Source organism: Rhodoligotrophos sp. CJ14 (assembly GCF_038811545.1).
In the GTDB taxonomy this organism is placed as follows: Bacteria; Pseudomonadota; Alphaproteobacteria; order Rhizobiales; family Im1; genus Rhodoligotrophos; species Rhodoligotrophos ferricapiens.
Map to the genome: position 1 here is coordinate 1,306,822 of NZ_CP133319.1, position 26,046 is coordinate 1,332,867.

Genomic DNA, 26,046 nt, shown 5'->3' on the forward strand with positions numbered 1-26,046 from the left:
TCCCCAATTCGCCTTGAGCAGGCCGCGAATCTGCCTGCTAGTCTGTTCTGACATACTTGCGGTTTTTTGAAGACCGAATAACGATCACAAGTCAGTAACCCACGCCAGGAGCGGACATGTCAGGCAGGCTTTCCGGAAAAACCGCATTCATCACCGCCGCCGGCCACGGCATCGGCAGAGCAGCCGCATTGGCTATGGCGCGTGAGGGCGCTCGCGTCTTCGCAACCGATGTCAATGCCGATGCCCTGTCATCGCTCGCCGCCGAACAGACGGGGATCGAGACGTTCACCTTGGATGTGTTGAAGCCCGACGAAATCGCACAGGCCCCGGCGCGCGTGGGCGCAACGCCGAACATCCTCTTCAACTGTGCAGGTTACGTGCACAATGGCACTCTGCTCGAAACGACCGAGGAGTGGTGGGACTTCTCGTTTGATCTGAATGTAAAGAGCCAGTTTCGTGTGATGAAGGCTTTCCTGCCGCTGATGCTGGAAGCCGGCGGCGGCTCGATCATCAACATGGCCTCGGTGGCCTCTTCGGTGAAAGGCGTGCCCAATCGCGCCGTCTATAGTGCCACCAAGGCCGCCGTGATCGGTCTCACCAAATCCGTTGCCGCCGATTATGTCGGCCGCGGCATTCGCTGCAACGCCATCTGTCCGGGTACGGTTGATACGCCTTCCTTGAACGAACGCATGCGGGCGCTCGGCGACTACGAAGCGGCCCGCAAGGCCTTCATCGCCCGCCAGCCCATGGGAAGGCTCGCGACCGCCGACGAGATCGCACCGCTGATCGTCTACCTCGCCAGCGATGAGGCGCATTTCGTGACGGGACAGATCCACATCATCGATGGCGGTTGGGCGATGTAGCGCCTCAACCCTTGGATGCAGCCCCGAGCTTGGGCTGGCCGGGTTCCGTCAACCCGCTGGCCAGGTTCCGTCAACCCGTCCACATGACAATCAGCATGTCGGTCTACGATCGAACCCAAGAGATACACGACGCCCTTTCCCACTCGGCGGGAAAGGGCCCGTTTCTGAGGCCACATGCCTGGACTTACCCCCACCCTAGAACTATTTTAAGGGTGAAAAGATGACCCAAGCGGCGCGTCGCACCTGAGCGGCGCAAGTCGCGTTCCTAAGGATCTTGCGCATGTTCATCCAGACGGAAGCCACCCCGAACCCGGCCACCATGAAGTTTTTGCCTGGCCGCACCGTTCTCGCCGGTGAGCCCCGCAATTTCCGCAACGAGGAAGAGGCGCAGATCTCACCACTGGCCCGCCGCCTGTTCGAGATTGACGGCGTGAGCGGCGTGTTTCTCGCCGAGGACTATGTCTCCGTCACCAAGTCCGATGGCGATTGGCAGCATCTCAAGCCGGCCATTCTCGGCGTGATCATGGAGCATTACCTCTCGGGCCAGCCGGTCCTGGCCGAGAATGCCGCAGCGAAGGACCAGGGCGAGCAGTTCTTTGACGATGCCGACGAGGAGATCGTCGAGACCATCAAGGAATTGCTCGAAACCCGCGTACAGCCTGCGGTCGCCCAGGATGGTGGCAATATCACCTTCCATGGCTATCGCGATGGCGTGGTCTTTCTGAACATGGAAGGCGCCTGCTCGGGATGCCCGAGCTCGACGGCGACTTTGAAGCATGGCATCGAGAACCTGCTGCGCCACTTCATCCCGGAGGTCGTGGAGGTGCGGCCGGTCTGACCTGTCGCACGCGGCTGTCCGGATTTAGCCGAGAAGCGAGCCCACTGGCACTGCGGTTCCGCGCAGGAACTGGTCGGCTTGCATCGGCGCCTTTCCCTCCCGCTGCACCAGGAGTGGGCGAATGGCCCCGCTGCCGCAAGCAATGGTCAGCCTGTCATCCAGCACCTCGCCGGGACGGCCCCTGCCCTCCACCATTTCGGCGCGCAACAACTTGAGCCGGAATGGTGCCGGGCCCGATCCGGCCATCACCCATGCGCCCGGCGCGGGCGAAAGGCCATGGATCGCGTGCAACACCTGTGATGCCGGCAGATCAAGCCTGAGATGGGCTTCGGCCTTCCCGATCTTTTCCGCATAGGTAACGCCCTGCACCGCCTGGGGTTGGCAATCAAGCCCGCCCCGCGACAATGCGGCCAGGGCCCGCACCATCAGGCTCGCCCCCACCTCCGCGAGCTGATCATGAAGATCGCCCGCAGTGGTCTCTGGCGTGATCGGCACGGTCTCGCTGAGGCAGACGGGGCCGGTATCAAGCCCGGCCTCCATGCGCATGATCGACACCCCTGTCCGCTCGTCGCCCGCCATAATCGCCCGCTGAATGGGCGCAGCCCCACGCCAGCGCGGCAGAAGCGACGCGTGAATGTTGAAGCACCCATGCACAGGGGCATCGAGCACCGGCTGGGGCAGGATCAAGCCATAGGCGACCACGACAGCCGCATCAGCGGCAAGAGCAGAGAACCGCGCCTGTTCTGCCTTGTCCCTCAGCGTGAGGGGATGGCGCACCTTGAGGCCGTTGGCCTCGGCAAACCCATGGACCGGTGATTTCTTGAGGCTCATCCCCCGCCCGGCGGGCCTTGGCGGCTGCGTATAGACCGCGACCACCTCATGCCCCTGGCCGAGCACCTCGCTCAGGGCGGGCACCGCGAAGCCGGGCGTTCCCATGAAGACGATACGCATGAAAGAACCTCGCTCAATCCGGAGTGATTTCAAGCGAAGTGAGTACCGCTTCCCCGATGAAAATGCGACGCCCGAACTCAAAAGGCGAAGGCGCTCATCCGGCCGATCAGGCCTCTTTCAACCGCTTGGCCTTCGCAAACCGCTTCAGCACCCGATCTCGCTTGAGCCGGGAAAGATGGTCGATGAAGAGAACCCCGTTGAGATGGTCGAGTTCATGCTGAACGCAGGTCGCGAGCAAGCCGGTGCAATGCATCTCCTGCTCGGCACCATTCCGATCCAGGAACTTTATCTTCACCTCGGCCGGCCGCTGCACCGGGGCCGTATAGTCCGGAATTGAGAGGCACCCCTCTTCATATTCACTGAGCTCTTCCGAGGCCCAGGTGATCTCAGGATTGATGAAGGTCAAGGGCTGCGGCGGCGCCTCGTCCTTGGCAACATCGGTCACGAAAATCCGCAAAGGCACGCCGATCTGGATTGCTGCGAGCCCGATCCCCGGCGCCTCATACATGGTCTCGAACATGTCGTCGATCAGCGTGCGGATTTCATCCGTAACCGCATCCACGGGTTTGGAGACGTCCCGCAGCAATGGCTCGGGAAGTTCGACGATGGGGCGAATACTCATGAATACCTCGATGCCTGCAGCCGTCACATAGGCGAAGGACCATGTCGGGTCAATTGCTACCTTAAGCTACAGATCTCAATAGTCTCTCCATCCACGATGTTCACGTTTTGATCTGGACCTATCCGCAAACTCTGGTAGGATCGCGCCATGTTCAGTCTAGATCAGCCTCTGTTCGTAGCGGCCGGCATTCGCGTCAGCTATCTCGAAGCGGGCCTGGCGCTCGCGATCCTCGCCACTGTCCTGCTATGTCTAACCCTGGTGTTCGCCTGGCGCTCGCTGCGCGGCGGGCGCGAGAGTGGGGAAGCCATAGCGGCTCGGACTGCCATGATGGAGCAACGCCTGGCCGAGCTGAGCGGTCAATTGCGGTCATTCGCCGATGGGATTGCCAGCCGCGATGGTCATCTGGCCCGCACGCTCGACCAGCGGCTCGATCTTGTCGCACGCCGAACGGGCGACGGTCTGGGTCAGATCAACGAGCGCCTGGCAGTGATCGATCGTGCCCAGCGCAATATTGCCGAGCTCACCTCCAAGGTGGTGAGCCTGCAGGATATCTTGTCAAACAAGCAGGCCCGCGGCGCCTTCGGCCAGGCCCGCATGGAGGCGATCATCCGTGATGGCCTGCCGATGGGTGTGTATCATTTTCAACCCACCCTCTCCAACGGCACCCGCCCTGACTGTCTCGTCGATCTGCCGGAAACCGGTCGCAGGCTCGTCATCGACGCAAAGTTTCCCTTGGAAGCCTTTTCCGCGCTAAAGGCCGCCCGGACTGAGGCCGATAGCCGGGCGGCGGCCCAGCGTCTCCGCCAGGACGTGGCGAAGCACATCAAGGACATTTCCGGCAAGTATCTGATCCCCGGCGAGACCCACGACACGGCCGTGATGTTTGTACCCTCCGAGGCCATCTACGCCGATCTTTACGAGCATTTCGAGGATGTCATTCAATATGCCCATCGCGCCAGGGTGATCATCGCCTCGCCCAATGTGATGATGCTCGTGGTCCAGACTTTGCAAGCCGTCTTCAAGGACGTGCGCATGCGCGAGCAGGCCGGGCTGATCAAGGCGGAAGTGTCCGCCATTCTCGAGGATGTCGGCCGGCTTCATGCGCGCGTGCTCGACCTTCAGAAGCATTTTGGCCAGGCGAATCAGGATATCGAGAAGATCACCATATCCGCCGAGAAGATCGCCAAGCGCGGCTTCCGCATTGAGCAGATGGATCTGCCTGCACCGGAAGTGCAGCCCACCATGGCTGGTCCGCGGCTTGCGGCCGGTGAGTAGTTTCTTGCGGTAGCGCTCGGCAACATCTCCGAAAGTCTGGTTTGGGAAAACGACTGTCCGTGTGCCAGCAACATCTTTATGGTCGGCGCGCATGATTGGTCATTGAGGGCAGAAGCAGAATGAGCGCAACCGACGCGAGACGGACGGAGCGGATCGCAAGCTGGCTCAAGGCCTTGCGTGTCTATCTCGAGCCGCGCGTCCTCATCGTGATGTTTCTGGGCTTCTCCTCGGGTCTGCCATTGGCGCTGTCGGGCTCGACCCTTGCGATCTGGATGGCCGATCGCGGCGTTGATCTTGCAGCCATTGGCCTGTTCGCCCTGGTCGGCCTGCCCTATACCATCAAGTTTTTATGGGCGCCTATCGTCGATGCCTGGAACATTCCCCTTCTCACCCGGCTGTTGGGGCGGCGTCGCGCCTGGCTCGTCCTCTCCCAGCTCCTACTGATCGCGGCCATCCTCTTCCTCGGCAGCCTCAATCCCGTGATCTCCCCGTGGCTGGTTGCGCTCGGTGCCATCTTGCTGGCAGCCGCTTCGGCAACTCAGGACACGGTGATTGATGCCTTCCGCGTCGAAAGCCTCAATGTCGACCAGCAGGCGGCCGGAATGGCCGTGTTCGTGCCGGCCTACCGGGTCGGCCTCCTGATTTCCTCAGCCTTTGTGATTGCGCTGGTGGGCTGGCTCGAACACGAGGGCGTCGCCGCGAGCAGTGTCTGGTTCTATGGCTATGCCGCCATGGCTGTCTTGATGGTGGTCGGCATCGCCGCGAGCCTGTTGGCCACCGAGCCCGAAGCCTCCGAGAAAGCTCAAGCCGAGGAAATGGCGGCAACCGAGCAAGGCGAGCATCCCGGCAATCCCGTGGTGAAGCTGTGGAGTGCGGCCTTGGGGGCCTTTGCCGATTTCCTCACCAAGCCTCATGTCGCAGCAATCCTGCTTTTCGTGCTTCTCTATAAGTTCTGCGACGCCTTTGCCGGGGTCATGACCGGACCCTTCGTGATCCGCATCGGCTTCGACAAGACGGCCTATGCTGCGATCGTCAAGGGGGTCGGCTTCTTTGCCGTGCTACTCGGCGGCTTTGTCGGCGGCGTTCTCGCGCGCGCCTATCCCATGGCAGCCTGCCTATGGATCGCCGGTATCCTGCAGACGTTTTCGAACCTCGTTTTTTCCTGGCTCGCCTGGATGGGCACTGACCTCACCGCTCTCGGGGTGGCCATATCGGTTGAGAATTTCACCGGCGGCATCGGCACTGTGATCTTTGTTGCCTATCTGTCGAGCCTGTGCACCAGCCCGCTCCATACGGCAACCCAATATGCATTGCTGTCTGCCCTTTCCGCTGTGGGGCGTACGGTGCTGGCGTCAACCTCGGGCTATGTCGCGGAAATGACCGGCTGGATCTGGTTCTTCGTGCTGACGGCCCTGGCCGCCATTCCATCCCTAATACTCCTGGCATGGCTTCAATCGCGCGGCCATTTCGAGGAGATCGCGGCCGCCTCACGCTCAACGAAGCGATGAGAGCGCCAGCCTTTCAAGGGCCTCGAGCAAGCCCAACCAATGCTCCTGCTCGGCCAGTGCTGCCTTGCTTGTGACGTCGAAGACCGTGAGCCCCTGCTCGGCGAGCTTCGGATAAACGCTCCGATCGGGAATGCGGGCGGCAATCTCATAGCCATGCCCGAGCATCAGGCGCTCAAGCCTCCTAGCCTGGAGGCTTGCGGCACGAAACCGGTTGGCGACCAGTAGGATCTGCTTCTTGCCGGATTTGATTTTCTTGAGCTGCTCGATATCGTCGAGAAACGCCAGCGTTGCCCGCTCGTCATAGACGGAGGCCTGCACCGGCACCACGACCGCGTCCGCCTCCCGGATCACCTCCTGCGATCGCGCCACCTTCAGCGAGGCCGGGCAATCGATGATCAGGCGCTGCACATTGCGGCCCACCGCGCCGAAATCTTCGCGCCAGTCGAGCACCTCTATCCGCGCTCCCTGCTCGCCGCGCAATTCACCGAAGATGACAGCGCTCTTCTGCTTGTCATAATCCGCAAGCGCCGTCACGAGGCCCGAGCTGGCGAAAGCCGCTGCCAGGTGGGTGGCGATGGTCGTCTTCCCGCAACCGCCTTTCGTGTTCATCACCGCAACCGAGAAGGTCATCGCTGGGCTGATCCCTTGCGCAACGGAAATCCCTCCTTTTCGAAGCGACGGAAGGCGCGACCGGCGCCTGCGATGAATTCGTCTTCCACGCGAGCGCGCCAGTCCTTCAGCACGGCGAGCGCGCTCTTGAGGCTGCGCCGACGTTGCGGTGCGGCGGTCTTGATCACCTTGCTCAGAAAGTCTTCGGCCACATGCAGGTCGTTGAGGTGTCCAAGCTCGCCTTGAATGGCCTCGACCGTCTTCCGATACCCATCTGCGGCATCCCGCGGCAGATCGAGCGTGGACAGGAGCGGTTCCGCAGCATAGCGCAGCTTCTTTGCGGCAATCCGCGCCTCATGCCAGTCATCCAGCACAATCGAAAGCCGCGCCGCCTTTCCTTTTTTCAGCAGCCGCTTATGGAGCTTGCGCAGCCTCGGCGCTGCAAAATCCCCAACCGGGCGCTGAGCGAGCAGCCTGTCGACGGGGCTGTCCTGCTTCAGCCACGCGCCACTTTCGATCCAGCCATAAAGCTCAATCACCAGCCGCGCGGTCGCCGTGCTGGCCAATACCGCCGCGAGCTGATCCTGAGCCTCGCGCCGATAGCGCCCCGTCTCTTCGCGAACCACGTCCACCAATCGCGGCGTCATCCCCGCCGCGGCCAGCTCCGGCAGGTTTTCCGCAAGGAAGACATCCGCCTCGCGCACCGTGCCGAGCACGGTGAACAATTTCTTCACCCCCGCAATCAGACCATCTGCGCCCGCCGTGTTCATCACCGGAGAGAAGGCGGAGATTGTCGAGCGAAACCGGCGCAGGCCCACGCGCACCTGGTGTATGCCCTCCGGCACGCCCGCTTCGGCGGCGGCGAAATTCTTGAGGAAATGGGTGAAGCTATGCCGCAGCATCAGCCGGATCGCATCGGGCAGAACGAGATCTGGCTCCAGGAACAGCTTCGGCGAATGGGTGACATCAGGCCCGGCGCCCGTGACCAGCCGATAACCGCGCGCTGCCTTGCCACTGGCGATCAGCGAGGCAGGAACATGGTCGAGAAAGTCGAGAACGACCTGGATGAAGGCCGAAAGATCGTTCCCCTTGAGCTCGGCTTCGACCTCGAGGATGGGCACCTGCTGATCCCCACGGGTGATCTCGCCCCGATCGAATGCCAGTTCCACAACCCCATCGGGCCCCGCGCGATGCCGCCGCCGAATGAAGCGTGTGGTGAAAATGGGAGAAAGCTCGCTTGCGGCAATCTCTTCGCGCAGCGCCTCCGGAATGGCGGAAAGCAGATGGTCCAGCTTGAGCGTGGGCCTCTTGATGGGAATCTCGTGCTCGGCCCTGGTCAGCGCGCTGCCCTGATCATCGGGCAGCTTCACTGTCTGCAGCAGCGCATCGCCATCGCGGCGAACCCGCACCTGGATCCCGTGCTGCCGCAACAGGAGGTCGGGCGTATCGAAATAAGTCGACTCCACCTCCGCGGGCGGGTCCTGGGCGAATAGCCCTTCGACAGCGGCGAGTTCCTCCGCAGGGATTGCCAGCTTGATTTCGGTCTCGTCGCTCAACAACCGTCCCCGACGCCCCGAAGGTCGATAGTCCGATCCGTTCGGTTTCGTGCGCCAAAGTACCAGACCGGACTCTGTCCGCAACTGCGCATAATGCTTGCCCGCCTTTTATGACAGTTGTGTAACAGGACCCCTGTGGATCTCTCATTCTCCTTTCAGTTCCGCTTCGAGCTTGCGGGTAACGTGAGCGCGCGGCCGGGTGAGCCGTGCCAGGAGGTCATAGAGCACCGGCGTGAGGTAAAGTGTCAGGGCGGAGGCGAAGCCGAAACCGCCGATGATCACCATGCCGATGGCGATGCGGCTCTCCGCGCCAGCGCCCGTCGCGATCGCCAGCGGCACCGCGCCGAGGATCGTGGCGATGACCGTCATCAGAATGGGCCTCAACCGAACGACCGACCCTTCCGTGATCGCATCGCGTATCGACATGCCCTCATCGCGCAGCTGGTTTGCGAATTCCACGATCAGAATGCCGTTCTTGGCCATGAGTCCCACCAGCAGCACCAGGCCGACTTGGCTATAGATGTTGAGCGAACCGCCTGTGAGCCAGATGGTGATGAACGCACCGGTCACCGCCAGCGGCACCGAGAGAATGATCGTGAGCGGATGAATGAAGCTCTCGAACTGCGCCGCAAGCACCAGATAGACGATGAGGATCGCGAGCAGGAACGTGATATTCGCCCCGCTCGAGGTCTCGAGATACTCCTTCGACTGGCCCGCAAAGCTCAGGCGGCCCGAGATCGGCAGCACCTGATTGGCCATTTGCTGAAGCGCGGTAATGGCCGTGCCGAGATCATAGCCCTCCGCGAGCGAGGCCGAGAGCGTAATCGAGGGCAGACGGTCATAGCGCGACAGGCTCGGCGAGGCCGCCTCGGACCGGAAGGTGATGAACGAGCTGAGCGGCACGAGCTCGCCCGACGCCGCCCGCACGAAGGATGCGCCGAGATCCTGCGGCGTCTGCCGATCCTCGTCATTGGCCTGCACGATCACCGGATATTCGCGGCCCCTGTCGATATAGGTGGTCACCTCCTGCGAGGCGAACAGCGCCTGCAGGGTCTGCGAGATGGTCTGAATGTCGATGCCGAGATCGCGCGCCCGCTCCCGATCGATCTCCACCCGGTATTCCGGCTGGTTCTCCTCATAATTGAGCTCGACATTCTGCAGGCCTGGATTGGCGCGTGCCCGCTCGAGCATCTCATTGGCCCAGGTCTTGACACTGTCAAAATCAGGCCCGCCGATCACCGCGCGCACCGGATTGCCGGAGCCACGCAGCCCCAGCCCGGCGAGCTGGATGGGGAAGGCGCGAACCTCGGTGATCCGCGCAAGCTTGGGAATCAGCGCCGCCACGATCTGCTGCTGGCTGCGCTGGCGATCTTTCCAGTCCGCAAGCCGCACCACCACTGTAGCGGTTGACGGATCATTGCCGCGGCCCACCATGCTCGTGATGGAAAGCGCTTCCCCGCTCTGAACAAGCGGCTGGAGCACCTCCTCCACCTTCTTCGTGGCGGCATCCGTATAGGGAAGATTGGCGCCCTGCGGTGCGGTGATCGCCACGATGAACAGGCCCCGGTCCTCGCGGGCGGTAAGCTCCTTGGGCAATGCGCCATAGAGCGCCACCGACATGCCGGCGATAGCGAGGCTCACCCCGATGATCACCACCGGATGGCGCAACGCCCAGCGCAGGCTTGCCCCATAGGCGCTGTTGACCTTGTGCGTAATCCGCTCGACTGCCCGCTCGAGCCGGCCTTGCTGCGCGGTTGGCGGCAGGATGATTGAGCACAGCATCGGACAAAGCGACAGCGCCACCACCATGGAGACGAAGACGGCGACCGCCATCACGATTCCGAATTCCGCAAAAAGCCGCCCGACCGTTCCCTGCAGCATCGAGATCGGCACGAACACGGCAATCAGCGTGAGCGAGGTCGCGATCACCGCGAAGGTCACCTGCTTGGCCCCAAGCACACTGGCCACCAGCCGGCTCTCGCCGAGCTCCATGCGGCGGCGGATATTCTCCAGGACGACGATCGCGTCATCGACCACGATACCGATCGCGAGCACCAGCGCAAACAGCGTGAGAATATTGATGGAATAGCCGAAGAGCGCGATGCCCCAGCAGGCGCCGAGCAGTGAGATCGGGATCGTGAGCGTCGGCACCAGGGTGCCGCGCAACGAGGCCAGGAAGCCGAAAATGACCGCAACCACCAAGAGCACCGCGATCACCAGCGCCATCACCACCTCGTGAATCGAGGATTGGATGAACACCGCGTCGTCACTCGCGACCGAGATCTTCATGCCCTCGGGCAGCTGTGGCTGCAGTGCCGCGATTTCCGCGCGGATGGCTTCAGAGATCCTCACCGTGTTGGCTTGCGATTGCCGCAGCACCCCGAGCGTCACCGAGCTCTGGCCGTCGCTGCGCACGATCGTGTCATCATCCTCGACGCCCCGCTCCACCCGGGCAATATCGCTCACACGGACGGGATAGCCATTGCTCGTCTTTATGGTGATCGCGGCAAAGGCTTCGGGCGTGTTGAGCCGTGTGTCCGTGCGCACCTGGAAGCGGCGCTTGGCCGAGATCACTTCGCCCGCCGGAAGCTCCACGTTATTGGCCTGGAGCGCCGCAACGATATCGCTCACTGTCACGTTTCGTGCCGCCATGGCCCGGCGGTCGAGCCAGACGCGGATCGCATAGACCCGCTCACCCATGATCTCCACATCCGAGACACCATCGACCGTTGCCAGCCGATCCGTGATGAAGCGGTCTGCATAGTCGGTGAGCGCGGCAGCATCCATCCTGTCGCTGGTGAGGCTCAGCCGCATCACCGGGCTGTCATCGCTGTCGCTCTTGGTGATGCGCGGCTCTTCCGCATCCTCAGGCAGATCATTGACCACGCGCGCCACCGCCGCGCGCACGTCATTGGCGGCCTCATCGATATTGCGCGAGGTGTCGAACTCGATCACCGTGCGCGCAGATCCAAGATTCGAGGTTGAGGAGATGCTCTTGACGCCCGCGATGCCGGCGACAGCCCCTTCCACAACCGTGGTGATCTGCGTGTCGGTCACCTCGGGCGCCGCACCCGTATAATCCGTGGTGACGGTCACCACCGGCGTGTCCACATTCGGCAGCTCACGAACCGGCAACCCGTTCAGGGCCGCAAGTCCGAACAGCACGATGACGAGGCTGATGACGACCGCGAAGACCGGTCGCCTGATGAACAGTTCGGAGATGCTCACGATCGTGCCCCCGTCCGCGGCTGGGCGGCACTGTCTGCCATGACCTTGACGGCCGTGCCGTCCCTCAGCGTTTGCGTTCCGCTGGAGATGACGAGATCCGCCTTGTCGACGCCCTTGCGCACTTCGACGAGCCCTTCGGCGGTGCGCGCCCCCAGTTCGACCGGCCGGCGCTCTGCCTTACCGTCGGCCAGGAGATAGACGAAGGTCCGATCTCCCGAGGTCATCACCGCTTCCTCCGGCACCGCGATCGCAACGCGCTTGTCGAGAGCCACGGAAATGTTCACGAACATGCCGGGCTTCAGGGCAAGATCCGGATTGGGAATGGACGCACGCACCGTGAAGGCCCGCGAGGCCGGGTCAATGCGCGTATCGACCGCTGAGATCTCACCCTCGAAAATGCGTCCCGGAAATCCCGTCGAGCTTGCCTCGATGGCAAGGCCCGTCTTGATCTCGCCGAGCAGGCGCTCGGGTAAGGCGAATTCGAGCTCGACCGTGCTCACATCATCGAGTGTGGTCAGCACCGTCGAGGTCTCGACCCACGCGCCGAGATCCGTCCGGCTGAGGCCGACCACACCCGCAAAAGGCGCGACGATCTGCTGGCGTTCGAGGTCCCGTTCGGCCCGTTCCACGGCAGCCTTCGCCTTGGTATAGGTGGCAAGCGCCTGTTCGAGGGCCGCTTTCGTCGCGACTTTGGACTGCACCAGCTTCTTCTGCCGCTCATAGGCTTGCGCTGCTTCCGCGAAAGTCGCCTTTGCCTCCTCCAGGGCGATGCGCTGGTCGCGGTCATCGAGCTGCACGAGCACCTCGCCGGCTTTGACCTTCTCGCCGGCCTTGAACCGGATCTCCTGAATGCGACCGGCCGCTTCCGGCACGATGGTGATGGATTGGTTGGCCCGCAGCGAGCCCACCGCCTCGACCTTGTCCGTGAAGCTTGCCGTTTTGACTTTTGCCACCTCAACGGGCACGACCCGCGCACGATGCTCGCCGCGCGCAGGAGGCTCCTGCTTGCTTGGTGCGGCCATGGCCGGCACCACCGAGGTCCAATCCACGTGCAGCTGGGAGAGATCGACTGTCTTTGAGAGATCAATCAGCTTGTCCAGCGGCTTTCCCCCGGCGCCGATCGCAACCCCGGCGCACAGGCTCAGCGCGGTGAGGGCAATCACGAAACGGGCTTTCATGAGCAGGCTCCTTGGGAATCCCGGCGCGGCAGCCGGACGATGGCGCGAAGGCCGCCTTCTGGGCGGTTTTCGAGAACAATGGTGCCGCCATGGGCAAGCACGACGGACCGTGCAATGGAGAGGCCAAGTCCGACCCCGCCGGTTTCACGACTGCGCGAAGTCTCCAGCCGAACGAAGGGCGCAAAGACCTGGGTGAGCTGATCTTCGGGGATGCCTGGTCCATCGTCATCGACGATGACCGTGATGCCGTCATCGCCGCTATCGAGCTTCACCCGCGCGGTATTCCCATAACGCACCGCGTTCTCGATGAGGTTGGCAAAGGCCCGTTTCATGCTTGCGGGCCGGCAGCGATATGCGAGCGGTGCGCCTTCCGCGAAAGCGACGGGATGACCAAGATCGGTCATGTCATCGACGATGCTCTCGATGAGCGCGGTAAGGTCAACCGCTCGGCTAGGCTCTTCGGTCGCCTCATCTCGCGCAAATGACAGCGTGGCCTCCGTCATTTTCTTCATGTCATCGAGATTGGCGATCATTGTGCGGCGGGTTTCGTCATCATCGATGAACTCCGCCCGCACCCTGAGCGCCGTGATCGGCGTGCGCAGATCATGGCTGATCGCGGCAAGCATGCGCGTTCTGTCCTCGACGAAGCGAGTAAGGCGCGCGCCCATCTCGTTGAAGGCTGCCGTCAGCCGCCGGATCTCGTCCGGCCCTGTCGGCTCGAGCTGTGGCATTGCCTCGCCGCGCCCGAGCCGGTCCGCGGCGGTGGCGAGATTGCGCAGCGGCTTGGTGATGCTGCGCACCATCAGCACCACAACGGCTAGAATCGCGATACCCATCAGCGCCGCCGAAGCGAGTGGCAACAGCGCCCACGAGACCGATGGCCTGCGCAACGGCAGCTCCACATTGAGCCACCGACCATCGCGCAGGGGCACATCGATGACCATCACCGATTCATCGTCATCATCATCATTGGGCCAGCCGAACAGGGCGCCGGTTGCCTGATGCAGCCACCGGACGACCGCCGGCGGACGCTCCTGTCCATCGCCCCTCGAGCGCAGACGAACACCGGCCGCAGCCTGCGGATCGAGATAGGCGCCAAGCCGGCGGGTAAGCTCGATATCGTTGGCGCTGCTGGGGCTGCTGTCATCCCGCGGCGCGGGCCGCACCCGGTAGACCTGCCAGCGTGAGCTCACCGCCGAGGTGATGGTATCCGCGCTCCCCGGCGTATCGTCGATCACCTTGGCGACGGAAGCGACCCGGCTGAAGAATTCCTCACGCCAGGCCTCGCGCACGGCCTGATCCCGCTCGCCGAAGAACATCGCGACCGTGACCACCTGCGACAGCACGAGCGCTGCAAGCAGAAGGAAAATGAGCTGTCCACCGATGGTGCGCGGGAACCAGCGCGTCACGTCAGCTCCTCCACATCGACCGCCAGCACATAGCCGCCACCCCAGACCGTCTTGATGATGGTGGGATTCTTGGGATCGACCTCGATTTTGCGCCTGAGCCTGCTGACCTGATTATCGATGCTTCGGTCGAACACCTGCGCGGCGCGGCCCGCTGTCAGGTCCAGCAGCTGATCGCGTGACAAGACCACATGCGGCCGCTGCAGGAAGGTTTGCAGCAGACGGAATTCTGCCGTGCTGAGCGGAATGGCGATGCCGTCCTCGGCCGAGATCTCCTGCCGGCTCGCATCGAACACCCACCGGTCGAACCTGGTGCGTCCCGGATTGATCCGGTCCCTCGGGCGCGTGCCAGCCTTGACCCGGCGCAGCACCGCTCTGATCCGCGCCAGCAGCTCCCGTGGGTTGAACGGCTTGGTCACATAGTCGTCGGCGCCGATCTCGAGCCCCACCACCCTGTCCGTGTCCTCGGCCATCGCCGTGAGCATGATGACGGGGATGTCGCTGGTCTCGCGCAGCTGCCGGCACAGGGTAAGGCCATCCTCGCCCGGCATCATCAGATCGAGCACCACCAGATCGACCGCCCCATTCTTGATCGCGGCGCGCATTTCAGGGCCGCCATCCGCAGCCGTCACCCGCATGCCGTTGCGCACGAGATACTTGCTGACCGCATCCCGGATGTCGCGGTGGTCGTCGACGACAAGAATATGTGGTGTCTGTTCCATGCTCATCTTTGACACTGTCTCGATCCTCTATATGTCGCCTCTGGCTCTCCCTGCTCGCGCAAAAATGTATCAAACGATGTCAGCACCGGCCCATGACACAGCTCGCGACAATAAGGCTCTAAAGCGGCGTAGTTCTGCGACAAATCCCTGTCAGAACAGGCCTCATCGAAAGTGCACCGAGGAGGATTTCAGATGGCCTATCGCTCGAGAATGTTGCTGGCCTGTGCGGCACTGGTTGGCCTGACTGCGGGAGGACTGACCCTGATCGGGCTGGGCGCCGATGCAAACGCGCAGGACGGTCGTGACGGGCTCCACCACATGCGCGAGGAATGCCGGGCTGCTTGCGGCTACATGAAGCACATGCGCGGCGACCGTTGGCATCGGTGGGATCGCCACGACGGGCGCGATTTCCGGGCCCATCGCTTCGATCGTCGACGCGGCGGCTTCGTTGCGAGCCTGTTCCAACGGTATGATCCCGATGACACCGGCCGCATCAACATCACCGATATGATGACCATTCGCGGTGATGAGTTGAAGAAATTCGACAAGAACGGCGATGGCCAGCTTGACCTGCAGGAATACGAGGCGCTCTGGCTCGATCGTCATCGGGTTCGCATGGTTCGCGCCTTCCAGCATTTCGATCGCGACGGCAATGCGCAGGTGACGACCGATGAGTATAACCGTCCCATCGAGCGGCTGGCCAAGCGCCTCGACCGCGACAAGGATGGTGTGATCGAGCGTAAGGACCGGCGCGGTGGTCCACGCGCAGGCCGCACCGATGACACTCGGGCAGCCCCGATGCAGGACCAGGGAGATGATGCGGCGCGGCCGGCTCCGATGGATGACGACGCCGATGGGAACCAGCCTGCTGCCGATTGATTAGGCTAAGGCCCGCGAGATCATGTTCTGTTCACATTCGGATGCGCATGATCTCGCCAGATGCCTAACAGGACGTGAACACCATGCCTTCTCTGATGAAGTTCTCAGCGCTTGCAGCCGTTGTTGCGCTTGGTCTCGGCGCATCCAGCGGCATGTCTGAGGCCGCACCGCTGTCGAACGCAACACTCGCGGCCCCCGTCTCCGCAACCGCCACATCGGGCTTTGATGGGGCACGCGTTGAGCTGGTTGGTGGACGCCACTGGCGTCACTGGCGCGGCCATCGCGGTGGCAACGGGGCGGCCGTCGCATTGGGCGCTGCCGGTGCGATCATTGGCTTCTCCGCGCTCGCTGCAGCCAATTCCCAATATGCCGATCCCTATTATGCACCCCCGGTCGTCTATGACGCACCGCCTCCGGCTTACGTCTATGACGACCCCTATCTCGATGACGAGTTCGACGACCCCTATGAAGATGAGGTGGTGGTCTATGGAGCGCCGCCGGCCCGCGCGACAGCGCCGCTTGATGCCTATGCGCCGCCGCCTCCACCAGCACCCGGCCGGGTTGCGAGAAGCCGGACGGTTGCGAGCATCGATAGCTCGCCTGAGCCGTGGAGCTCGGCCTGGTACAGCTATTGCTCCAGCAAATATCGCAGCTTCGATCCCGAGACCGGCTACTACAAGACCTATTCCGGCGAGCAGAAATTCTGCCGCTGACAGAGCTGGTTCGTTCCACTGAAAAAGCCCCGGAGCATCAGCCTCCGGGGCTTTTTGTCTGGCGCCCCTATACCCGCAACTTGGCCATCCACGCGGTTAATCCTCGAGACTGTCCTCGATCGCAAAGCCGAGCTTGAGCGTCACCTGGTAATGGGCGATTTTCCCATTCTCCACATGGCCGCGCGTTTCCACGACCTCGAACCAGCGGATCTGGCGCACGCTCTCCCCGGCCTGATTGATCGCGTTTTCAATGGCTTCCTCGATCGAGTTGGCGGCCGAGCCCACCAGCTCGATGACCTTATAGACGTGATCGCTCATGCGTGATCCTTTCGAAGCCGGAAACTGCCTTACCAGCTTCGAAACGCCGCGAGCCCGTCTTGCGTTGCGCGCCTCGTCCAGAAGATCTGCACGGCATAGATGTGATTGCCCACCTCGATCACGCCCGTGCTGACCTCCTCATAATCCGGCGACAGCATGTTCCGCCTGTGCCCGCGGCTATCGACCCACTGCTGGAACAGCCGCCGTGCCTTCGTCTCGTCCGCCGGCCCCGGCAGACGATCCCGCGCGGCATTCTCGGCTGATGCCCTGGTCTCGCCGACGAAGGCCTCGACCCTCTGCGCAAACCGGTAGCCGCCCGCGGATTGGTGGCCGACGAAATTGCCGATGAGCATTTCCAGCGCCTGACTACGCGCCGCAATCGTCGCAGCATTGCTACCCGCAAGCGCCGGCCTCCCCTGCGACTTGCGATAGGCATTGAGCGTCTTCAGCAGAAAGGCCTCGAGATCCGGCCGCAACCTGACCCCGTCAGGCGCATTCGACAGGAGCTTCTTGGCATAGGCCTGATAGGCGCTTGCCGCCCGAACGCTGTCCGTGGCGCCAAAACCCAGGCCAAAGCACAGCGCGATAACGAGAGAGAGGATCCGCAGCATCATGGATGAGGTTCGCGCGTCAGCGGCCTTTCCATTCCGGCGGGCGCTTTTCGGCAAAGGCCCGTGCACCCTCCATCATGTCCTCGCTCTCATAGAGCCTTTTGACGGTTGGAAGCTTCTTCCCATTCAGCAGGTCGAACACCTCTTGAGCCGGCAGATGGGCCGTCTCGCGCACCGTCTCCTTGATGGCCGCGAAAACCAGGGGCGGCCCCTCGGCCAGGAGATCGGCCAGCGCTCGTGCCGTGGTCATCAGCTGATCCGCCGGCACCACCTCCTTAAGCAGGCCCCACTGCTTCGCCTCGGCTGTGTCCATCCAGCGGCCGGTGAGCAGGAGATCCATGGCCACGTGATAGGGAATGCGCCGCGGCAGCTTGATTGTGGCGGCATCCGCCAGCGTTCCCGCGCTGATCTCGGGCAGGGCAAAGCGCGCATGATCTGCCGCGACAATGAGATCCGCCGCCAGCGCGAGCTCGAAGCCTCCCCCGACCGCGATCCCGTTGACGGCCGCGATCACCGGCTTGTTGAGGCCCGGCAGTTCCTGTAGCCCTCCAAACCCGCCGACGCCGAAATTGAAATCGGCAACGCCCGCATCGGCCACCGACTTGAGATCCCAGCCCGCGCAGAAGAACTTCTCGCCACCGCCGGTGATGATCGCAACGCGCAGCTCGGGATCATCCCGGAACGAGGCGAAGACATCGCCCATGATCCGGCTGGTCGGCGCATCGATGGCATTGGCCTTTGGCCTGTCCAGCGTGACTTCGAGAACCCGCCCACGGCGGACTGTCTTTATAGGCCCGTCATCCGTCATATCCCTCTCTCCCCTCAAGCCAATTCCAACAAAGGGAACCGGTGTTCCGCCTGGAATTCCTGCATCATCGATCGCGAACCCGTTGCAGGGGGCCATGAGCGCGCCCTGACGTCAAGGCGGAACCATGCGGGGATTGCTGCTTAAGCAGCTGTAAGCCGGCCGGCGAGCTGACGGTCGAGCCAGTCCGGATCCATCTCCGGCACCGATGCCAGGAGCTTCATCGTATAGCTGTGCTGAGGTTGGCTCAGCACCTGCGATTTCGGCCCCTGCTCCACCACCCGGCCGCGAGTCATGACGACAATGTCGTCAGCGATCGCGCGCACCGTGCCGATGTCATGGGTGATGAACAGATAGGAGACCCTGAGCTCCTGTTGCAGCCGAAGCAGCAGCTTGAGAATGCCTTCCGCAACCAGGGGATCGAGGGCTGAGGTGACCTCATCGCAAATGATCAGATCCGGCTCCGCGGCGAGCGCCCGCGCGATGCAGATCCGCTGCTTTTGCCCGCCGGAGAGCTCACTGGGAAACCGGTCGAGAAAGGCCGGCCCAAGCTCGATCATCTCCATCAAGGCCTTGAGCCGGGCATCGCGCTCACCACCCGTGAGCCCCAGATAGAATTCGAGCGGCCGTCCCAGGATTTCGCGGACCCGCTGTCGCGGATTGAGCGCCGTGTCCGGCATCTGATAGATGAGCTGGATCCGCCTAAGCGCGTCCTTGTTGCGATGCTTGAGCATCGCAGGCATGGGCTTGCCCTTGAACAGGATCTCGCCCCGCAAAGGCGGCAGCAGCCCGCAGATCACCCGCGCCAGTGTCGACTTGCCCGAGCCGGATTCGCCCACCACCGCCACGGTGCGCCCGCGCGGCACCTGAATGGTCACGCTGTCGAGCACCTTGATGATGCCCCCATAGGCGGCCGTCACATCATGCACGCGCAACAGCACATCCAAACCGGCTTCTTCCGCCTTGGCCGCTGCGCGAACCGCGAGCAGACGCCGGGTATATTCTTGCTTGGGGTTTTCGAGAATGTCCCTGGTGGGCCCTTCTTCCACCATCTGCCCGTGCCGCAGCACCATGATCCGGTCGGCAAGCTGGGCGACCACCGCCAGATCATGGCTGATATAGAGGGCAGCCGTGCCGGAATCCCGCACGATATCCTTGACGGCGGCAAGCACCTCGATCTGCGTCGTGACATCGAGCGCCGTCGTCGGCTCGTCGAAAATAATGAGGTCTGGCGTGCAGGCCATCGCCATGGCCACCATCGCCCGCTGCAGCTGGCCGCCGGACACCTGATGCGGATAGCGCTCGCCGATCATCTCCGGCTCGGGCAATCGCAATCGCCGATAGATCTCGACCGCTTCCCGGCGCGCTTCCGCCTCGCTCTTCACCCCATGCCGGACCGCGACTTCCACATATTGATCGATCAGCCGATGTGCGGGATTGAATGAGGCCGCAGCGCTTTGCGCCACATAGGCGATGCGGGCGCCCCTCAACCGCCTCAGCTCGCCATCCCCGAGTTTCCTAAGGTCACGCCCATCGAACAGGATCTCGCCGCCGGATATGCGGCAGCCCCCCCGTGCATAGCCCATCGCCGCAAGCCCAATGGTCGATTTTCCAGCGCCCGATTCCCCGATCAGCCCGAGGACCTCGCCGCGCGCGAGCCGCAGACCGATACCCCCGACGATCTCGTGCCAGCCGTCATCGCCGCAGCCCTCGATGCGCAAATCCCGCATCTCGAGCAGAATTTCGCGATCGCTATGGTCATTGCTCATCACGCAACCCGCTCGTTTTGTGCAGGAACCAGTCGACCACGAAATTCACCGCGAGCGTGAGCACGGCGATCGCACCGGCCGGCAGGAGCGGTGTGATATCGCCATAGGTGATCAGCGTGGCATTGTCGCGCACCATGGAACCCCAATCGGCCGTGGGCGGCTGAATGCCGAGCCCCAGGAAGGACAGAGCGCTGATCGTCAGGAACACGAAGCAGAACCTCAGGCCGAACTCCGCGGTGAGCGGCGGCATGATATTGGGCAGAATCTCGCGGCGCATGATCCAGCCGAGCCCCTCCCCGCGCAGGCGCGCCGCCTCCACGAAATCCATCACCGCCACATTCATTCCGACCGCGCGCGCCAGCCGGAACACCCGCGTCGAATCGAGCACCGCAATGACGATGATCAGCACCGGAATGGAGGTACCGAAGATCGTCAGCAGCAATAGCGAGAAGATGAGGCTCGGGATCGCCATCAGCACATCGACGATCCGCGACAGGATCTGGTCGGTCCACCCCCCGACCGTGGCCGCCATCAGCCCTGCTCCACCGCCGATCAGGAAGGCAAGGATGGTGGTGAGAAAGGCAATGCCGATCGTGTTGCGCGCCCCATAGATGAGGCGCGTGAACATATCCCGGCCGAGATTGTCGGTGCCGAGCAGGAACTGATCGCCCCAGGGCTCGAATTGCAGTCCGACCACCTCGGACTCGCCATAAGGCGTGAGAGCCGGCGCAAACAGCGCCACGAAGACATAGGCAATGATGACGACGAGCCCCAGCTTAGCCGTGATGGGCGCCTGGCGCAGCGCCTTCCAGATCGCGGTTCCGCGGGCACGCCACGGGTTTGCCGCAAGCGCCAGCACAGCGGCTTGCTCATCTTCCGGTGCTCCCGCCTCCGGCGTGAGTCCCTGGGGTCTGAGGCCTGTCTCATCTGCCATTGCGGGTTCGCTCATCGCGGATGCATCAGCCTTGGATTGGTGAGGATGGACAGAATATCGGCGGAGAGATTGAGGAGAATATAGGTTGCGGCGAAGAGCAGGCTGCAGGCCTGCACCACCGGCAGATCCCGCTTCTGCACGGAATCGACCATCAGTTGGCCAAGCCCGGGATAGACGAACACCACCTCGACCACCACCACCCCCACCACCAGATAGGCGAGGTTGATCACGACCACGTTGATGATCGGGGCAAGCGCATTGGGCAGCGCATGATGGAGAATGATGCGGCTGCGCGACATGCCTTTGAGCGCCGCCATCTCGATATAGGGACTGGCCAGCAGATTGAGGATCGCCGCCCGGGTCATCCGCATCATATGCGCGACCACCACCAGCGTCAGGGTAAGCGCCGGCAGTGCGACCGCATGCAGCCGTTCGATCAGCGGCATGCCGGGACTGAGATTCGATATCGACGGGAACCAGCCCAGCCTCACCGAGAGGAACATGATGAGGATATAGGCGACGAAGAATTCCGGGAACGAAATCGACGATAGGGTTGAGACATTGATCGCCCGGTCGAACCACGAGTTGCGATAGAGCGCGGCGAGAACGCCGAGCGCCAGCGCCAATGGCACCGAGATGATCGCCGCCACCCCTGCCAGGAACAGCGTATTGATCATGCGCGAGCCCAGGAGTTCGGCGATCTCTCGCTTATTGGCCAGCGAGTGCCCGAAATCCCCGTGCAGCATACCGCCGAGCCATTCGAGATAGCGCGTATGCAGCGGCAGATCGAGCCCGAGCTCCCGACGCAACGCCGCGACCGTTTCCGGAGTTGCCGATTGGCCGAGCATCTCGGTCGCGATGTCGCCTGGAAGGAACGACACCGCGAGGAAGATGATCAGCGAGACAATCCAGAGCACAAGGAGACCCAGCGCCAAACGCTGGGCCGTCATCTTCGCGACCTTGTTCATTTCGCTCCGGCCATGGCTGCAGCCTGCATCAAGCCCTCATGCCTCGGTGAACCACCAGCGCTCGGCCGGGCGCAGACCGTCGAGATCCCAGTTGTTCCCCATTTTGCCATGGCCGACCGTCTTCGATAGCGCATTGACGTAATTGGCATACATGGGCACCACGGTGCCGCCGTCATCCCGGACGAGACGCTGCATTTCCGCATACATCTCCGCCCGTTTCTTCTCATCGAGCTCCGAGCGCGCCTCAACCAGCAGCTTGTTGAACTCCGGGTTCTTCCAATGGGTGTCGTTCCAGCTCGCATCCGCCGAATAGGTCAGTGAGAACATCCAGTCTTCGGTCGGCCGCCCTGACCAGTAGCAGAAGCACCACGGCTTCTTGATCCAGACATTCTCCCAATAGCCATCATTTGGCTCGCGAACCACATTGATGTCGATGCCGGCAGCCGCTGCATGCTCCTTGTAGAGCACAGCCGTATCAACCGCTCCGGAGAACGCGGCATCCGCCGTCGACAGGTCGATACGCAAGGTCTCGAAGCCGGCTTTCTTCAGATGAAACTTGGCCTTGTCGGGATCATAGGCCCGCTGCTCGAGATCCTTGGCGAAGAACCGGTTGGCCGGGCTGATCGGGTGATCATTGGCAACCGCCCCGTAGCCGCGCAGAATGGTTTGCACCAGCTTTTCGCGGTCAACTGCATGCTTGAGCGCGAGCCGCACATCCACATTGTCGAGCGGTGCATGATCGACAAGCATCGGCAGTGTGTAATGCTGGGTGCCCGTGATGGATATGATTTCCAGCTTCGGGTTGCGCTCGAGCAGATGGATCGTCTTGAGGTCGCAACGGTCTATCGCGTGGATCTGCCCGGTCGTGAGCGCATTGGTCCGCGCAGCCACATCCTTGATGGCCAGGAACTCGACGCTCTCGAACCAGCCGCGGCCGCTCTTCCAGTAATTGGGGTTCTTTTTGACGACAGCCGTTACGCCATAATCGATGCGCTCGAGAATATAGGCGCCGCTGCCGACCCCGCTCGCATCGGCTTTGCCGTCCTTGGTCGGCAACACCGCCAGATGATAATCATCGAGCAGGTAAGCGAAATCCGCATTCCCGCCTTTGAGGGTGAACACCACGACGTCCTTGCCGTCCGCCTTCACATCCTCGATCGCATCGACAATGCCTTTGGCGGCGGATTTGGAATCAGGCCCGCGGTGATGGTTGATCGAATTGACCACATCCTCCGACGTGAGCGTCTTGCCATTATGGAATTCGATGCCTTGCCGCAGCTTGAAGGTCCAGGTCTTCGCATCCGGCGAGACATCCCAGCTTTCTGCCACTTCCCCGGTCAGCTTGCCTTCGGGATCAACCTCGGTCAGATAGCTGAACACCGAATGCCCGACCGACTGCATATAGGTGTCGAGATAGGTCTGCGGGTCGATCGAATCGGTGGTCGAGCCCGCGCCGATACCGATCTTGAAATGGCCGCCGGTCTTCGGCTCGGCCCGCGCGAGGGATGCGAACAGAGTGCTCGCCGTGCTCGCGGTCAGTCCTGCGGCAACCGCCGCCACGATGAATTCCCGACGGGTCACCCGGCCGGTTTTCACCTCCCGGCCAATGCGCTCGAGTTCTTCGCTCATGAACAAGCCTCCCCAATCCCATACGGGTCGGGTCCCAGTCGGAGGATCGAGCTGGTGCCTCTGGCTTTATGGGCACCTTGAACCCGCGATCTGTGCCGGCTTATTCGATAGTGTCGGAGCCGGGCGGATGTCATCCGCACCCGTTCCGGGTGCCGTCCTCCGTGGATCCTTCCCTCACCACGACATACGGTCACATGCCGCGCGGATCCGGTCAACGCCAAATCGGCACCGCACAATGCGACCAAAGTCGGGCTATATCTGGAAATCTGGCGGAAAAACCGTGGAGAAACCGAGGGTCAAAGCCGCAGGATCGGCTGCACGAGGCGGAGCAGACCTCTGAGCCGCCAGGGCCGTTCGCTGCCGATCAGGCATATGCAGTCGGCCCCTGAATCAGTCACCGGCTTATGCTCGATATCATGGCCGAGATCGGCAATATCACCCATCGCGAAGCGTCCCACCTCATCCCGATAGGCACCCCGCAGCACCATGGTCATCTCGCCCGCAGAATGGCCATGACGGGGCAAAGCCTTGCCGCTCGCGATTCTCATCAGCATCAGGCGGCCGCGCGCGCCGCGCGCCAAATTGATCCGATAGACCGCCACGCCGGGTGCAATGCGCCGCCAGGCAAGCTGGTCGAGAGACCGGCCCAAAAGCCGGCAGAGAGGGCGCGGCAGGCCCATCCGATGCGCTTCGCCCGCAAGCTCCGGCGCACAGTCCCGGGCCCTGGCCTCGCGGCACTCTGCATCGATGCGCTGCAGCACTGCATCGAGACAGCCCGGCTTGACGGGAACGGCCTCCATGCGGTCGATGATCGCCCCGCCCGTCTCCTCATGGCACCGAAGCTCCCGCTGGCATTGCGGGCACCAGGCCACATGGCAGGCCACCACCATCGTCAGGGCTTCGCTCAGCGTGCCGGAGGCATAGGCCATCAGCGTGGCGCAGTCCGGGTGATGATGCACCCTCACGACTGGCCTCCCAGCGCATCCCTGAGCTTTTGATAAGCAAGCCGCATTCTCGATTTCACCGTACCCAGAGGAACATCCAGCCGCTCCGCAATCTCCGACTGCGAGAGGTCATCGACATATGATAGAGAGATGACGTCGAGCTGCTCTTTCGGCAAGGCCTCGATCGCACTTGCGATCTGCGCCTCGCTCTCGTTCTGGATCAGCCGCTCCTCTGTGCTCGGTTCTGCCGAGGGCTCATCAAAATCGTCGATGTCATAGAAGGTCTGGGCCGGCTGGCGTCGCAACCTGTCGATCCGCAGATTACGCGCGATCGTATAGATCCAAGTGGTGACACTGCCTTTCGCGGGAGAGAAGCTGGATGCCCTGTTCCACACAGCCAGCATGGTCTCTTGCACCAGCTCCTCGGCCGTCTCGGGATCGGCGCTCCGACGCAGCATGAAGCTTTTGAGGCGCGGTGCATAGTAATTGAACAAGGTTGCAAAGGCTTCGCGGTCACCCTTCGCGATGCGCGCCACCAGCGCCGCCATCTCGTCCTGCAACCTGCCATTGCCCTGAAATTGTTTGATGCTGTCTGTCATATTCAGCGCTTGGTCGCCCGGCCCCCTGACGGATCGATGTGGGCCGCTGACTGCCCCCAGCATAGACCCGCGAGGGTATCGATGGCAACGCAAGGGGCGGTTCAGGGTTGCTAAGCTGGTCGTTGGTTCGGATAGCTGTTGCTTGCACGCAAGGCGATTTGACTTTACACAAGTCGCGCCAGGCCGGGCCCCTCTGGCAGTCTACCCCGCAGGCTGCGATGTCGGACTGGACGACCACAGAGTGGCCGGCTGATTTTCCTTCGCGCGCTGCGGACTCAGAGGCGAATGCTCGTTGGGTCTGCGCTGCTCCCGAAATCGGTTTGCCGCGTCTGTACGTCTTGTGGACAGCGACGGACCATTTTCATGTTCGATTTCATCACGCCCGAACTCATCACCGCCTTCTTCCAGGTGATCATGATCGACTTGGTGTTGGCGGGTGACAACGCGATCATCATTGGCCTTGCAGCCGCCGGTCTTCCCAAGGACCAGCGCACAAAGGCCATCCTCATCGGCATTCTTGCAGCGACCGCCCTGCGTATCGTCTTTGCTCTGCTCACCACTCAGCTTCTGCAGATTATCGGCCTTTTGTTGGCCGGCGGCGTGCTTCTGCTTTGGGTGTGCTGGAAGATGTGGCGCGAGCTCCGCGCCGGAGGCCATCACGAGCCCGACGCCATGGAGGCGCTTTCCGAGGCTGATCTGAACAAAGACGGCACCGTCGCCGGCAATCCGCAACGCAAGACCTTTGCACAGGCCGCATGGCAGATCATCATTGCCGACGTATCAATGTCCTTGGACAATGTCTTGGCTGTCGCGGGGGCGGCTCGCGAGCACCCGATCGTGCTCATCTTCGGACTTGTCCTCTCGATCGCTCTGATGGGCTTGGCCGCGAGCTTCATCGCCCGCTTGCTGCACAAGCATCGCTGGATCGCCTATGTGGGCCTTGCCATCATCTTCTATGTCGCCTGTGAGATGATCTATCGGGGTGCGTTGGAAGTGTGGCCCCATCTCAGCTAGCGCAGATCCGAAGCATGTAAACCGCAATATCTCTACACAGACGGTTGACCAGAGATACAAATCTGCAACTATTCCCTCGACAGGACACAATGCGGCTTCTTTCGAGG

Annotated in this window: 24 protein-coding genes; 7 read left to right on the plus strand and 17 right to left on the minus strand. The window is 62.4% G+C overall.

Translation table 11 applies throughout. From position 1 onward, the window contains the following. Positions 1-116 precede the first annotated feature (116 nt). The gene (locus RCF49_RS06005; protein ID WP_342643130.1) at positions 117-863 is read left to right on the plus strand and encodes an SDR family oxidoreductase; all 747 of its coding nucleotides are present in this window, start codon (positions 117-119) and stop codon (positions 861-863) included. A gap of 280 nt (positions 864-1,143) precedes the next feature. Continuing rightward, the gene (locus RCF49_RS06010) at positions 1,144-1,701 is read left to right on the plus strand and encodes a NifU family protein (RefSeq protein ID WP_342643131.1); all 558 of its coding nucleotides are present in this window, start codon (positions 1,144-1,146) and stop codon (positions 1,699-1,701) included. 24 nt (positions 1,702-1,725) lie between these two features. On the opposite strand, the gene fmt is transcribed toward RCF49_RS06010, so the two are convergent. Both fmt and def read right to left on the minus strand, forming a co-directional pair. Then, a complete protein-coding gene (fmt, locus tag RCF49_RS06015) occupies positions 1,726-2,652 on the minus strand; it encodes a methionyl-tRNA formyltransferase (protein ID WP_342643132.1) in 927 nt (308 codons plus the stop codon). Between the two features lie 106 nt (positions 2,653-2,758). Next, positions 2,759-3,274 (minus strand): peptide deformylase, encoded by a 516-nt coding sequence (gene def, locus RCF49_RS06020; RefSeq protein WP_342643133.1) that lies wholly within the window; start codon positions 3,272-3,274, stop codon positions 2,759-2,761. 147 nt (positions 3,275-3,421) lie between these two features. On the opposite strand from def, the gene RCF49_RS06025 reads away from it, so the two are divergent. Together RCF49_RS06025 and RCF49_RS06030 are read left to right on the plus strand one after the other, a co-directional pair. After that, positions 3,422-4,549: a DNA recombination protein RmuC gene (locus tag RCF49_RS06025; protein ID WP_342643134.1), complete on the plus strand. Its 1,128-nt coding sequence runs from the start codon at positions 3,422-3,424 to the stop codon at positions 4,547-4,549. A 119-nt stretch (positions 4,550-4,668) separates the two neighbouring features. Beyond that, positions 4,669-6,057, plus strand: coding sequence for an AmpG family muropeptide MFS transporter (locus RCF49_RS06030; RefSeq protein ID WP_342643135.1), 1,389 nt, complete (start codon positions 4,669-4,671; stop codon positions 6,055-6,057). Here the strand turns inward: RCF49_RS06030 and RCF49_RS06035 are convergent. The 6 genes from RCF49_RS06035 to RCF49_RS06060 all read right to left on the minus strand — a co-directional run bounded on the left by RCF49_RS06035 (position 6,043) and on the right by RCF49_RS06060 (position 14,756). Further along, positions 6,043-6,687: a ParA family protein gene (locus RCF49_RS06035; RefSeq protein ID WP_342643136.1), complete on the minus strand. Its 645-nt coding sequence runs from the start codon at positions 6,685-6,687 to the stop codon at positions 6,043-6,045. The two genes, RCF49_RS06030 and RCF49_RS06035, sit on opposite strands and share 15 nt — an antisense overlap. Then, the gene (locus tag RCF49_RS06040; RefSeq protein WP_342643137.1) at positions 6,684-8,222 is read right to left on the minus strand and encodes a CHAD domain-containing protein; all 1,539 of its coding nucleotides are present in this window, start codon (positions 8,220-8,222) and stop codon (positions 6,684-6,686) included. Before RCF49_RS06040 ends, RCF49_RS06035 begins: the two co-directional genes overlap by 4 nt. A 144-nt stretch (positions 8,223-8,366) precedes the next feature. Further along, positions 8,367-11,450 carry an efflux RND transporter permease subunit gene (locus RCF49_RS06045; protein ID WP_342643138.1) on the minus strand — a complete coding sequence of 1,028 codons (3,084 nt, stop codon included), beginning with the start codon at positions 11,448-11,450 and terminating at the stop codon, positions 8,367-8,369. Next, the gene (locus RCF49_RS06050) at positions 11,447-12,628 is read right to left on the minus strand and encodes an efflux RND transporter periplasmic adaptor subunit (RefSeq protein ID WP_342643139.1); all 1,182 of its coding nucleotides are present in this window, start codon (positions 12,626-12,628) and stop codon (positions 11,447-11,449) included. Before RCF49_RS06050 ends, RCF49_RS06045 begins: the two co-directional genes overlap by 4 nt. Beyond that, entirely contained in the window at positions 12,625-14,037 is a 1,413-nt protein-coding gene (locus RCF49_RS06055; RefSeq protein ID WP_342643140.1) for an ATP-binding protein, read from the minus strand. Before RCF49_RS06055 ends, RCF49_RS06050 begins: the two co-directional genes overlap by 4 nt. After that, entirely contained in the window at positions 14,034-14,756 is a 723-nt protein-coding gene (locus tag RCF49_RS06060; protein WP_342643141.1) for a response regulator, read from the minus strand. Before RCF49_RS06060 ends, RCF49_RS06055 begins: the two co-directional genes overlap by 4 nt. Positions 14,757-14,948: 192 nt before the next feature. On the opposite strand from RCF49_RS06060, the gene RCF49_RS06065 reads away from it, so the two are divergent. Continuing rightward, entirely contained in the window at positions 14,949-15,635 is a 687-nt protein-coding gene (locus RCF49_RS06065) for a hypothetical protein (protein WP_342643142.1), read from the plus strand. Positions 15,636-15,718: 83 nt separating this feature from the next. Continuing rightward, complete coding sequence (locus RCF49_RS06070) at positions 15,719-16,348, plus strand: BA14K family protein (protein ID WP_342643143.1); 630 nt, start codon at positions 15,719-15,721, stop codon at positions 16,346-16,348. A gap of 96 nt (positions 16,349-16,444) precedes the next feature. Here RCF49_RS06070 and RCF49_RS06075 read toward each other — a convergent pair whose 3' ends face one another. The 9 genes from RCF49_RS06075 to RCF49_RS06115 form a co-directional block, all read right to left on the minus strand. Further along, positions 16,445-16,666 (minus strand): dodecin, encoded by a 222-nt coding sequence (locus tag RCF49_RS06075; RefSeq protein ID WP_342643144.1) that lies wholly within the window; start codon positions 16,664-16,666, stop codon positions 16,445-16,447. A gap of 29 nt (positions 16,667-16,695) precedes the next feature. Beyond that, entirely contained in the window at positions 16,696-17,280 is a 585-nt protein-coding gene (locus RCF49_RS06080; RefSeq protein ID WP_342643145.1) for a CAP domain-containing protein, read from the minus strand. A gap of 16 nt (positions 17,281-17,296) precedes the next feature. Continuing rightward, complete coding sequence (locus tag RCF49_RS06085; RefSeq protein ID WP_342643146.1) at positions 17,297-18,085, minus strand: enoyl-CoA hydratase-related protein; 789 nt, start codon at positions 18,083-18,085, stop codon at positions 17,297-17,299. Between the two features lie 140 nt (positions 18,086-18,225). Beyond that, on the minus strand, positions 18,226-19,851 hold the full coding sequence (locus RCF49_RS06090; RefSeq protein WP_342643147.1) for an ABC transporter ATP-binding protein: 1,626 nt from the start codon (positions 19,849-19,851) through the stop codon (positions 18,226-18,228). Further along, on the minus strand, positions 19,841-20,800 hold the full coding sequence (locus RCF49_RS06095; RefSeq protein WP_342643148.1) for an ABC transporter permease: 960 nt from the start codon (positions 20,798-20,800) through the stop codon (positions 19,841-19,843). The genes RCF49_RS06090 and RCF49_RS06095 overlap by 11 nt, the downstream gene beginning before the upstream one ends. Next, positions 20,797-21,753: an ABC transporter permease gene (locus RCF49_RS06100; protein WP_342643149.1), complete on the minus strand. Its 957-nt coding sequence runs from the start codon at positions 21,751-21,753 to the stop codon at positions 20,797-20,799. Before RCF49_RS06100 ends, RCF49_RS06095 begins: the two co-directional genes overlap by 4 nt. A 36-nt stretch (positions 21,754-21,789) precedes the next feature. Further along, positions 21,790-23,382 carry an ABC transporter substrate-binding protein gene (locus tag RCF49_RS06105; RefSeq protein ID WP_342643150.1) on the minus strand — a complete coding sequence of 531 codons (1,593 nt, stop codon included), beginning with the start codon at positions 23,380-23,382 and terminating at the stop codon, positions 21,790-21,792. A 296-nt stretch (positions 23,383-23,678) separates the two neighbouring features. Then, a complete protein-coding gene (locus RCF49_RS06110) occupies positions 23,679-24,347 on the minus strand; it encodes a ChrR family anti-sigma-E factor (protein ID WP_342643151.1) in 669 nt (222 codons plus the stop codon). Continuing rightward, complete coding sequence (locus tag RCF49_RS06115; protein ID WP_342643152.1) at positions 24,344-24,925, minus strand: sigma-70 family RNA polymerase sigma factor; 582 nt, start codon at positions 24,923-24,925, stop codon at positions 24,344-24,346. The genes RCF49_RS06110 and RCF49_RS06115 overlap by 4 nt, the downstream gene beginning before the upstream one ends. A gap of 363 nt (positions 24,926-25,288) precedes the next feature. Here RCF49_RS06115 and RCF49_RS06120 point away from each other — a divergent pair, with 363 nt between their 5' ends. After that, the gene (locus RCF49_RS06120; protein WP_342643153.1) at positions 25,289-25,939 is read left to right on the plus strand and encodes a TerC family protein; all 651 of its coding nucleotides are present in this window, start codon (positions 25,289-25,291) and stop codon (positions 25,937-25,939) included. Positions 25,940-26,046 lie beyond the last annotated feature (107 nt).